Consider the following 11,844-nt stretch of genomic DNA (forward strand, 5'->3'; position numbering starts at 1 on the left):
AGACCTCACGCGTCGTCATCCTTCTTTTCGTAGGTCTTGCGAACTTTTTTCCAGTTGGTGCCGAAGGGTTTTAAGCGAAGAAGATTTGCCCGTTCAGCATAGGTTCCTGTTGCCGTTATAAGCATGCCAACAACGACACCTATAAACATAATAATGTCGGAAAGTAGCTTACATGAGGCAACGACTATAACTATTCCGGTCAACCACAAGAAGATGCGGAAGACTGGGGTGAAATTACCGTTTTCTATTATTCTCATTTCCTCACCCCCAGTGCATTGTTCAGATCGTTGCCGGCCTTCTTCACCGAATTAATATCTTTTATTTGCGCACCAATTTCCGTGATAACGGGACCTGTCAAAGGATACTTATTTGCCAGCCCTCCTAATGTCACATCGACAACTCCGCTCGCAACATAAGCGCCAGGGTCAGGACGTGCCAGTTGAGAAACAAAGTCGGCAATCCACCCTGTGGTTGTGCCTGCAAATGCTGCAGCCTGAAGAGCCGATGAATACGGTGGAGGGACAAGCGTTGCCCCGGCGGCCGTGATTGCCCCAAACCGTCCCGCTGCCGTCGAGACGCCGCCCGCCACATTGGCCACCATCCCCCGTACATCCGTCGGAACCGGCGTCGGCAAATACGTGAACAAACTCGGCACCTGCCCCGGCGTGGCTGAGTTGTAGTTCTCCATGATGAACATCTGCAACGCCTGATTCGCCTCCGGCAGCGACTGGATAACCAGCGGATTCCCGTTTGCATTGGTCAAACCCGTATTTATCCACTGCGCGCCCGGATCGGTCGGGGTGCGCCCGTTCAGTTCCTCAGCCACGTCCAGCGACACGCAACCGCCACCCGCCGCGCACATCCCCATGATCCGCATCTGGTCCTCAACCTGCTCCTGCGTGTACTGGCCTGCGCTCTTCTGCGCGATATGTTTAGCCAGCGTCCGCTCGTCCGGATGCAGTTGTCTGTTGTACAGCTCATCATCAATCGCCGCTCCGGTCCCCGCCACCACGCCCGACGAGCTTTCCCCCGCAAGCCCCCCACCGGCGGCCCCACCTGCCGTCGCGACAATCTCATTGAGCGCATTGCGCAGAGCCACCTGATCCTCCAGCGGCACTTGCGCCACAGCCTGGTCAATGATCGGTCGCGCCAGCGACTGCAACGCGTCACCCGTCAGCGAACCACCGACTGCCCCGGCCATGTTCCCGCCCGACAACGCAGCCCCGATGGCGGCAACCGCCGCATGCATCGCATTACGCGCGACGCCGCCTTCGGCAAAGGCCGGGTTGCGTCCCTCAAGCTGGTCGGCCACCTGACCGGCCGCATACGTCGCCGCCCGGCCAAATGCCTGGGCAAAGGCCAGATCGCTCTGCACCCGCTGCAGGTCAAACGTATTCTTTACTGTCTGGTTCGCATTGGCCGTGTCCCTCGACAGGCCTTCCGTGCTATCGGTGCCGTCCTGCTGGTCCGGCCTCACCGTGATCGTCCCGGGACTGACCGCCGCCTGGGTGACGCCACCTGCATTGCCCCCCATCTGCGCGAAGCCCGGACCGCCCTGCAGCGAGAACCCTTCCGACGAACCCGAATACAACATCGAGTTCTCGATATTCGAGAAACCCAGACTTCCGGTCACGAGGCGGTTGCTTTCGGCGGGAGCAGCGCTCGCGATCTCCGCGCCGTTGAGCTGCGTATGGCCCGCCACGTTCACGTCAAAACCGCCCGCGCCCGCCACAATGCCGGTCTGCTGAGCCACAGACGCATAGCTGGAGTCGATGCCGGTGTGACCGACCGATACGTTCGCGCTACCGCCTGCCCCGTAAGTCAAGCTGCCGCCGATAGCGCTAACGTGCTGATTGTTTGCATAGTTCGACGTATCCTGGCGGCTCGTCATCGTCAGGTTGCCTCCCACGTTGACGAGGGCGGTGTTGCCCGACACCTGGGCGCCCGAGAGCGTCATGTCGCCGCCCGAACTCATCGCCAGCGTGTTGCCTGCCATGACGGTCGTATTGCCCTGCGTGACGCTGCTGCCGTTGCCCCGACCATGCGCGTTCGACATGCCGCCGAAGATGCCGAACCCGGCGCTCTTGTCCGTTACGCCGAACGCCGCTCCGGCACTCCATCCTCCCGAACGGTTCGAGCTGCTATCCTGCCCGGCACTCTGCGCGCTTTGCAGCGTAATCGTGTCGTTCGCGTCGAGTACAACGTTCTGGCCCATGACCGTCGCGCCGGTCATGGCGATGTCGCCCGTATCGGCCTGTGCGTTGCCGTTCGCATGGCCGTCGGGCGTCCCTGCGGAGTCGGGCTGGCCGGTGGCCGTCACCACGACATTGCCGTTACCGATAATGGACGAGCCTTTCGCGCTTGCCATCGATGTGGTTGCGTTGCTGCTGCTGTGACTCGACCCGATGCTCACCTGTACCTGGAGGTTCGACGCCGCCTGGCTGACATCGCCATTCGACACCACGTTTGCTGTTTCGCCGATAGCGCCGCGATTCTGGTAGGCCAATTCTGCCGCCTCGACACCCTGCACCGCGGCGAGGCGCGAATCACCCGACTGCACGCCCTGCCGCACGGTGCCGGCCATCGCCTGCCCGAGGCCCAGCAGACCGCCTCCCATCCCGATGCTCAGGCCCGACTGGCTGAACTGCTGCGCCTGCGACGCGTCGTAGGTGTCGTAGGCCGCATTGACCGTCACGTTCTGGCCGGTCAGCGCAACGTTGCGGCCCGCCACAACTTCGCTGCCGGTCAGCGCGAGATCATGGCCCGCCGTGACCGACACGTTGCCCGTTGACGAACCGATCACGCTCACATTGTTCGTGACTGTGGAAGTCTGGTCTGTGTCCGTCAGCGACTGATGGCCGATGGTGACACTCAGGCCGCTTGTCATCAGGCCCGAATGGGTCTGGTGGTCATAGCGGTCCTGCGTCGCCGCATCCTGCGAGGTCGTGATGTCGACGTTACCCGCCGCCGCGAGGTTCACGTCGTGGGTGCCGACCACGCTGCTGCCCTGTACCGTCAGATCGTTACCCGAACTGAGATTGACCGAATTGCCCGAGACCGTACTGCCGACGCCGACATTGGCGTGCGTATCCTGCATCGTGTCGGAGGTCGAACCGCTGACGAAGCTGCCGCGCCTCGATGCCACCGACTGGCCGCTGTCGTGCGCCTCGCGCGCCTCGCCGAGCGTCACGTTGCCGGTGGCGGCAATGTTCGCCGCGCCCGTGCCCATATCGACGCCGTTCACCATGCCCGCCGTCAGCGACGAGCCCGTCAGCGTCACGTTGCCCCTGCCGGCATCGGTGCCGATCGCCGCCAGCATCGCGTTGCCGCCCGCCGTCAAGGCCGTGCCGACCGCCTGTTCGTCGTAGGTGCGATCGGTTTCCTGCCGGGTTTGACTGTCCGCGGCGACGTTGTCGTACTTCGCCTTGTCCGTGACGGTCGTGGCCGTCAGATTGCCGCCCGCAACCGCGGCCAGGTCGCCGCCCGCCATGACCTGCGCGCCCCGCAGCGTCATATCGTTGCCGCTCTGCATCGCGAGACCGCCGCCCGCCGACAGGACGCTAGTCTCGTTCGCAACGCTGTGCGCCTCCCAATGACGGTCGGCGTTCTTCTCCATCGCCTGCGTCGTGGCGGCCTGCACCGCATCGACGATCAGGTCGTGTCCAGCACCGATCGATGCATTACCGCCCGCCGTGATGGTCGCGCCGTGCACATCCAGGTCGTTGCCCGCGCTCACGGTCAGGTCGCCCGTCGAGGCCATGGCGCCCTGCCGCCCGACCAGGCTTTCGCTGAATCGGCTCTCGCCTGCGTCCGAACTGATACCCGTTGTGTCGACCAGCGTGGCGTTCGTGATGTCGTTGCCGGCCAGCACCGCCACCCGGCTTCCGGTGATCAGGCCCGACGCGTTCGCGACATCATGGGTAGCAGACACCACGGTCGTACCGTCGATTGCGCTGCTGCCTATCGTGCCCGCCCGGTTCACGATGTCGGTACCGGTAACGGCCGTCTGCGTGCCGCCCCGGATGACCCCGCTGTGGGTGACGCTGCCGGTCGCGTGCAGCTCAACGTCGTCGGCTGCAATCAACGCCCCCGTCGGCTGCAGATCGTCCGCATGCGTGCGCGCGAGATAAACCACCGGCGTCAGGACCTGCTGCGTACTGCCATCCGGCAACGTCACGGTTTCGCTGACGAGCCACACGATATCGCTCGTCAGTGCGTCCATCTGGGCCGGCGTCAGCGCCGCGCCGACTTCGAGGTCGAACTGCTTCGCGACGTTGACGCCCGATGCCATCAGGGCCTGGTATTCGTCCAGGTTGTCCGGATATCCGTGCAGACGGACACCGCCCATCAGTTGCGTGATCTGGTTCCGGACGAGCTGCTCTTCGTAGAGCCCGTCGCCCAGACGTTTTGCCGCAGCCTGCGGATCGAGTCCGAGCTGCTGCAGCATGTAGTCGCTGGAAATGAAGGTCGCGTAACCCGTGAAGCGCGGATCGGTCTCGACCAGGTACGGTGCGTCCGGTACGGCGTGCAGCGAATACAGGTCGCTCGCCGGCAGCGTGATGTGCAGCAGGCCCGAGCTGTCCGCAGCCGTCTGCGGAGCGCCCGCCTTCTGGCCGGCCAGTAGCGCGTTCGCGCCGAGCGTGCCGCCGGTCGCGCCCGCCGCGGAATTCGCCGCTGCGACGTTCGTGTTGTGGATATCGGTGCCGCTGATGCCGACTGCACTGCCCGCGATGATCGTGCCGCCCGTCCCGCCGATGACGATCGGCGCCAGCACGACGGACGGCTCGACCACCTGGCCCACGTCCCGCGTGATGTCCTCGTTCCATGCATAGGTCGAAACGACGTCCTGCGTCTGGTACTGGTAGAGCGTCTGGCCGACGTTGTCGACGGTCGTATCGCCGTAATCGCCGCTGCCGGGCGCACCCTCCTGAGTCGTGCCGCCGATCCGGATCGAACCACCCGCCGCCATCGCGCTGTAGTCGTTGTCCAGCGTGCCGACGTTCGCGAGCGTCATGTTCCCGCCCGCGAGCAGTCGCCCCTGCTGCGCTTCCGGCCCCACCACCTGGTCCTGCTGCGTGGTCGTGATGGTGTCGCGCGCGATCTCGACGCGCTGGTAGCCGTTGTGCCCATCGCTGCGGGACGGATATTCGGTCGACGGCAGATAGTTGATGCCGGGGTCGTAATCGTCCCAGTAGTTGACGGTGACCGTGCCGTCGCCGTTGTCCGTGATCGCGTTGTACCAGATGGTCTGCCGCTGGCCGTTTACGTCGACGACGAGCCCGTCGGCGTCGGCCTGCGGTCCCGAAACCTCCGATACGATCTGCGACCGGGAGAACGTCGCATCGACCGGATTCCGGTAGCCGTCATCCCACACCGCCTGAGGGCAGGACGAATGGTTGTCGGCATTGCCGGTCGCGCATGCCATGTACTTCGGGCGTTTGGCCTCGTGCACCGTCGATACGCCGGTCGTGACCGTCTCGACGTCCGGCGCGGGCCGCGCGTTCGTCAGCGTCCGCGCGGCAATCTCGAGGTTGCCCTGCGCCTCGATGGTGGACTGGTCGTTCGTGACGGCATTCGCACGGTTCGCGAGCAGGCCGTCGGCATCGCGCGCGGCATCGGCGGCGATGTTCACGTCGCCGAGACTGAACACGTTCGCGCCGCCCATGTTCGAAATGCTGCCCGGCGAATAGAGATTCGCCTGCACCGCCGCGGCGATAACCGCCATTGCCCCCGCGTTCACGATGGACTGCGTGCCGGTCAGCGTGACCGTGTTGCCGATGAGGGTCCCGGTATTGGCCAGCGTCGCGCTGCGGGTGACGACCGTGTCACCCTCAATGCGGCCTTCGTTGGCGATCGCGCCGGCGGCGGTGACGATCGTGCTGGCCGAGTTCAGGTCCGCGCCGGCCTGGTTGTCGACATTCACCGCGTTGACGGTCAGGCTGCCGACCGCGGCCAGCGTGCCCTGGTTCGTCAGCTTGCCCGCCACCGTGAAGGTAAGGTCGCGGTTCGCCTGTATCAGGCCGGCCGCGCCGTTCGTGTCACTGCCGTTGAGCGTGAGCACGGCGTCGAGGCCCGCAATGAGGGTCCCGTCGCCGGCGAGCCGGTTTGCCGTCAGCGTCAGATTCCGGCCGCTGCCGATTGCGCCGCCCTGGTTCGTGAGTGTGCCGGTCGCGATCGAGAGGCTGCCCAGATCGCTACCGATACGGCCCGACGTGTTGTCGAGCGAAGCGGCATCGAGGCTGACTGCCCCGCCGCCATCGATCGCACCGCCGGCGTTCGAGACAGCCGCGCCGGAACCGTTGAGCGTGAGATCGTTCGCAGCGGACAGCGTGCCGCCCGCGTTGTTCACCGACCTCGACTCGTCCAGCGTCAGGTCGTGGCCCGCGACGATCCGGGCGCCGTCGGTATTCGAGAGCGACTGGCCCGATATCGTGACGTCGCCGTTGCCGCCAATCAGGCCGCCGTTCGTGTTCGTCAGCGCGCCCATCGCCGAGATTGTCGTCGTGCCTATCCCGCCGTTGGAGATCGCACCGCCGTCGTTCGCGATGTCTTGCGCTGCAATGCCCAGCGTGCCGTTCGCCTGCACGGTGCCGCCTTCGTTGTCGAGCACGTCCGACACGGCGATATGTGCCGCCCCGGTGCCCGTCTGCTCGATGGTGCCGCCGCGGTTCGCGAGGTGGCCCGCTACGATCTCGAGCTGCGGCGCATTGAGCCGACCGCCGCTGTTGTCGAGCGTGCCGGCCGCGCGGGCGGCAATGGCGCCGCCCGCGCCCGTGGCGGCATCCGCGAGATCGAGGTCGCCTTCGCCGACGGTGAGGGCGAGCACCGTCCCCGCCCAGGTCTGCGCGCCGGACAGGTCGAGCCCGGTACCGCGCAGCGTCACCGTCCCCGGCGCGACGTTCCGGCCCGTGGCCGACAGCGCGCCCGAGGCCGTGACGGCCAGGTTCCCCAACGGCGTGCCGACGAGCGAACCGTCGTCGTCGATGCCGGCCGCGAGCAGCCCCGTCGAGGCAACGTTGCCCGCGTTCGCCGTCGTGTCCTGCCGCGCCGCCAGCGTCCCGCTGTTCGCGAGCGTGCCGGCCGCATCGACCAGCGTATTCCGTCTCGCGTAAATCGTGCCGCCGTTGTCCACGCTCCCTGCCGCGATCGCCACGTCGCCGCTCGCCGTGGCCTGGCCCGACTGGACGAGCTGTCCGTCCGTCGTCAACGTCAGGTCGCCCGTCTGAGCGGCAAGCACGCCGGCGTTGTTAACCCCGACGCCCTTGCCCGTGCCCACCAACGCGATGCGGTTCGCGTACATGCCTCCGAGCTGCGACACGTCGATAGATACCGCCGGCGCGGCATCGTTCCCTGCAACAGGCGTGGGCGCGAGGCTCGCGTAATCGACCCGGTTCGAGCCGGTCACCGCATTGAGCGTATTCGCGTAAAGCGCGGCATTGACTTGCACAGCGCGTGCAATCAGATCCACCTCGTCGACATTCGAGGCATTCAGACCCGCGCCCTGGACAGTGAGACGGCCGCCCGTGACGCTGAATCCGGCCAGGCTGCCGTTCGCGTCGAAGAATGGGGTACCGGTCGTGAGAACGCCGCGCGTGGTGTTGATGAACCCGCCGCCGTCCACGACGATCCCCGAGGGATTGGCCACGACCACGTCGGCCCGGCTGCCCGCCACCTCGAGATAACCGTGCAACTGGCCTGGCGAATTGCCGTCGACCTGGTTGACGATGATTCTCGCGGCATCGTGCGCGCCGAAGTTCGGATTGCCGTTGATCTGGCCGCCAAGCTGCGTACGGGTGATCGTGGGCGAGTTGTTGAGAATCGCCCCCGCCCGCTGCACATCGAACCGCGAATAGGTGTTGAGCGACACCCCCGCTCCCGACGGCTTCGTGATGTCGACCTGCTCGATGCCGCTCGCGGTATGGACGACGTTCGGTGCATATGCTCCGGAAGGCGCGATCTGCGCACCGGACGGGACGGGTGCAAGCCCCGAAAGGACAAGCACTGCAAACGCCACATGATGCATCGCGAACGGTCTGGCATGGAGCAAGACCCATTCCGGTTGGCCGATCGCAACGCCGCTGCCGTGTCTGTTTGCGGTTTCCCCGACCGCAACGGCCATCCTTTCTTTGGTCGACCAGACAGGCCGGTCATCGTTCTCGTTCATCGCCCCAGATGCCTCGTTCAACCCGGACAGAATCGGGCACCCGTGCACGCTACAGGGCAAAAAGAAAGGAAGTTGTAAAAATTAAAATAAGGCTGAGACCTGTCAAATTCCGGAGTCTGAGCATCGTCTCGCCACGACGATCTCTCGTCCGAAACCGCGTCGCCATCGACAACGGACTCGCGCCGTCGCGCTATCGAACCTCAGCCGCGAAACCACGCGGCCCCTCAAAACGACGTCAACAACCCGATGCGCGAGAGCACCTGATTCCGGCTGCTGGACTGGCTGTCGGCCGCCGGCAGCCCGTTGATCCACGCGCCCGCGTCGTCGCTGTTCGTCCGCTGGTAGATGGCTTCCGCGTAGAGTTTCGTGCGCGGCGAAAGCGCGTACGAGAGCGTCGCGGTGAACTGGTTGGCCGCCGCGCCGCCGACGGCCTCGTTGCCCTTCATGTAGGTGTAGTCGAGCGCGCCCGACCACGGGCCGCCCAGGTTGCCGCTCGCCCCCATCTTGTAGACGTCGACCGCCGCGCCCGATTCCGTATTCTGCGTGCGCGTGAACAGCAGCGTCGTCCTCACCCGCCGGAACCGATAACGCAGCCCCGCGCCCCAGGTACGGATGCCCTCGTGTCCGTCGTCGAATTCGGGGTACTTCACGTCGACGTAGGCCAGGCCCAGCGCGAACGCGTCGTACCCGTAGTTCAGGCCGAAGCTCGTCGTCGAGTCCGCCGATACCGAACCGGGCGTGCCGCCGAAGCCGTACAGTCCGCCAGCGGACAACCCGTCGAACGACGGGCTCTGATACTTGACCGAATCCGTCACGCGCTCGGTGCCGCCCATCCGGTCGAAGTCGAACGAGCCCGTCGGATTGCCGGGAATGTCGAGGCGGGCGAACGGCCCCTGGCGGAAGTCGTAGAGGCCGCCGTAGGTGAAGGCGTCGTCGAAGCCCTTGACCGTCAGCGAATCGGTCATGAAGTCGTATTGCGTGCCCGCCGTGAAGCTGCCGTACCGGTCGCTCGCGAGCCCGACCAGCGCCGTGCGGTTGAACACTTCGCCCGCGGACGGCACGGTCGTCCCGTTGCCGACGTTGAATTGCGAGGTCAGGTTGAAGAGCGCGCGCCAGTCGCCGCCCAGCGCTTCCTGCCCCCGGATCGAGAACGTATCGGGCGCGGCGATGCCGCTGTCGAGGAACGCCGTCGAATGTCCGTTCTCGTTGCTGACGTAAGTAACGCCGCTGTCGATCATCCCGCTCAGCGAAACGCCGTCGGCAAAGGCCCGCCCGGACAGGCCCCCGAGCGCCGCCAACAGGCACGACCACTGCGCGAATCGGATGGTTTTCATACTGGATGGATCGACGAAAAGCCGGCAAGCGGAAAATCGGGCCCGCGTCGGTCCGATCGCCCGGCCGGGCCGACGGGAGAGCCGCACTATAAAGCGGCCGGCGCCGCCCAGACTGCCAAAGGCTTCGGCGTTTCGGACAATCTCCGCAATGCGCCGAACCGCGTTGCGGCCAGCCCGCCGGCGCCGCGCCGCCCCTGCCGGAGCACCGATTATCGCCTCGTCCCGTGCAAATCAACGGGCGCGATAAGGTTCTGGCAATCCGTTATTGGATTTGCGAAGCACGGCTTCTTATACTCGTCTGCCGTCAGCACTCCCTTTCGAGGCGTGCCCGATTTTCCCGGGATATTCCGTTCCATTTCGTTTCAGAGGACATCCATCCATGAGTCTGCGTCCGTTACATGATCGCGTCATCGTCAAGCGGCTCGATCAGGAAACCCACACAGCGTCGGGCATCGTGATTCCCGACAGCGCGGCCGAAAAACCCGACCAGGGCGAAGTCCTCGCGGTCGGCCCCGGCCGCCGCGACAACGAAGGCTGCCGCATCGCGCCCGACCTGAAAGTCGGCGACCGCGTGCTGTTCGGCAAATACGCAGGTCAGGCCGTCAAGCTGGACGGAGACGAGCTGCTCGTGCTGCGCGAAGAAGACGTCGTCGCAGTCCTCAATTCCTAGGGAGTCGATCACCATGGCAGCAAAGGAAATCGTGTTCAGCGACAGCGCTCGCGCGAAACTGGTCGAAGGCGTCAACGTGCTCGCCAACGCGGTCAAGGTCACGCTCGGGCCGAAAGGCCGCAACGTGGTGCTGGAGCGCAGCTTCGGCGCGCCGGTCGTCACGAAGGACGGCGTGTCCGTCGCGAAGGAGATCGAGCTCGCGGACAAGCTGCAGAACATCGGCGCGCAACTCGTGAAGGAAGTCGCCTCGAAGACGAGCGACCTCGCCGGCGACGGCACGACGACGGCGACCGTGCTGGCGCAGGCGATCGTGCGCGAAGGCCAGAAGTACGTGGCCGCCGGCCTGAACCCGCTCGACCTGAAGCGCGGCATCGACAAGGCCGTCATCGCCGCCGTCGAGGAACTGAAGAAGATCAGCCGGCCGACGACGACCAGCCTGGAAATCGCGCAGGTCGCGACGATCTCCGCGAACGGCGAGGAATCGATCGGCCAGCGCATCGCGGAGGCGATCGACCGCGTCGGCAAGGAAGGCGTAATCACGGTCGAGGACGGCAAGTCGCTCGCCGACGAGCTCGACGTGGTCGAGGGCCTGCAGTTCGACCGCGGCTACCTCTCGCCGTATTTCATCAACAACCCGGACCGTCAGGTCGCCGCGCTCGACGACCCGTACATCCTGCTGCACGACAAGAAGATTTCGAACATCCGCGACCTGCTGCCGGTGCTCGAACAGGTCGCGAAGGCGGGCCGCCCGCTCCTCATCGTCGCCGAGGACGTCGAGGGCGAAGCGCTCGCGACGCTCGTCGTGAACAACATCCGCGGCATCCTGAAGACCGTGGCCGTCAAGGCGCCGGGCTTCGGCGACCGCCGCAAGGCCCTGCTCGAGGACATCGCGATCCTGACCGGCGGCCAGGTGATCGCCGAGGAAACGGGCCTCACGCTCGAAAAAGCGACGCTCGCCGAACTCGGACACGCGAAGCGCGTCGAGATCGGCAAGGAAAACACGACCGTGATCGACGGCGCGGGCGACTCGAAGAACATCGAGGCGCGCGTGAAGCAGATCCGCGTGCAGATCGAGGAGGCGACCTCGGACTACGACCGCGAGAAGCTGCAGGAGCGCGTCGCGAAACTGGCGGGCGGCGTGGCGGTGATCAAGGTCGGCGGCGCCACCGAAATCGAGGTGAAGGAGAAGAAGGACCGCGTCGACGACGCGCTGCACGCGACGCGGGCGGCCGTCGAGGAAGGCATCGTGCCGGGCGGCGGCGTCGCGCTGATCCGCGTGAAGCAGGCGATCGCCGGCCTCGCGGGCGCGAACCCCGACCAGGACGCGGGCATCAAGATCGTGCTGCGCGCGCTGGAAGAACCGCTGCGCCAGATCGTGGCCAACGCGGGCGAGGAAGCCAGCGTCGTCGTCGCGCGCGTGTCGGAAGGCAGCGGGAATTTCGGCTACAACGCAGCGACCGGCGAGTACGGCGACCTCGTCGAATCGGGCGTGCTCGATCCGACCAAGGTCACGCGCACGGCGCTGCAGAACGCCGCTTCGGTGGCCGGCCTGCTGCTGACCACGGACGCGACCGTGTCCGAGGCGCCGAAGGCCGCCGCGCCCGCGGCGCCGGCCGGCGGTCCCGGCGGCGCGCCGAACTTCGACTTCTGACGTGTAGGTAAGTCCCCCGCCGACG

The 11,844-nt window shown here is 65.8% G+C and carries 5 protein-coding genes; 2 read left to right on the forward strand and 3 right to left on the reverse strand.

Annotation, left to right across the window (positions count from 1 at the left end; genetic code table 11):
• Nucleotides 1-5: 5 nt before the first annotated feature.
• The 3 genes from CY652_RS07390 to CY652_RS07400 form a co-directional block, all read right to left on the reverse strand.
• Nucleotides 6-257: a hypothetical protein gene (locus CY652_RS07390; protein WP_102130052.1), complete on the reverse strand. Its 252-nt coding sequence runs from the start codon at nt 255-257 to the stop codon at nt 6-8.
• Nucleotides 254-8,047: a two-partner secretion domain-containing protein gene (locus CY652_RS07395; protein ID WP_258002221.1), complete on the reverse strand. Its 7,794-nt coding sequence runs from the start codon at nt 8,045-8,047 to the stop codon at nt 254-256. The genes CY652_RS07390 and CY652_RS07395 overlap by 4 nt, the downstream gene beginning before the upstream one ends.
• Nucleotides 8,048-8,388: 341 nt before the next feature.
• Nucleotides 8,389-9,498 carry a porin gene (locus CY652_RS07400; protein WP_102130053.1) on the reverse strand — a complete coding sequence of 370 codons (1,110 nt, stop codon included), beginning with the start codon at nt 9,496-9,498 and terminating at the stop codon, nt 8,389-8,391.
• Nucleotides 9,499-9,877: 379 nt separating this feature from the next.
• Here CY652_RS07400 and CY652_RS07405 point away from each other — a divergent pair, with 379 nt between their 5' ends.
• Both CY652_RS07405 and groL read left to right on the forward strand, forming a co-directional pair.
• Entirely contained in the window at nt 9,878-10,168 is a 291-nt protein-coding gene (locus CY652_RS07405; protein WP_102130054.1) for a co-chaperone GroES, read from the forward strand.
• Nucleotides 10,169-10,181: 13 nt separating this feature from the next.
• Nucleotides 10,182-11,819 (forward strand): chaperonin GroEL, encoded by a 1,638-nt coding sequence (groL, locus tag CY652_RS07410; protein ID WP_102130055.1) that lies wholly within the window; start codon nt 10,182-10,184, stop codon nt 11,817-11,819.
• Nucleotides 11,820-11,844: the final 25 nt, after the last annotated feature.

This window comes from Burkholderia sp. WAC0059 (assembly GCF_002870125.1).
Classification (GTDB): domain Bacteria; phylum Pseudomonadota; class Gammaproteobacteria; order Burkholderiales; family Burkholderiaceae; genus Paraburkholderia.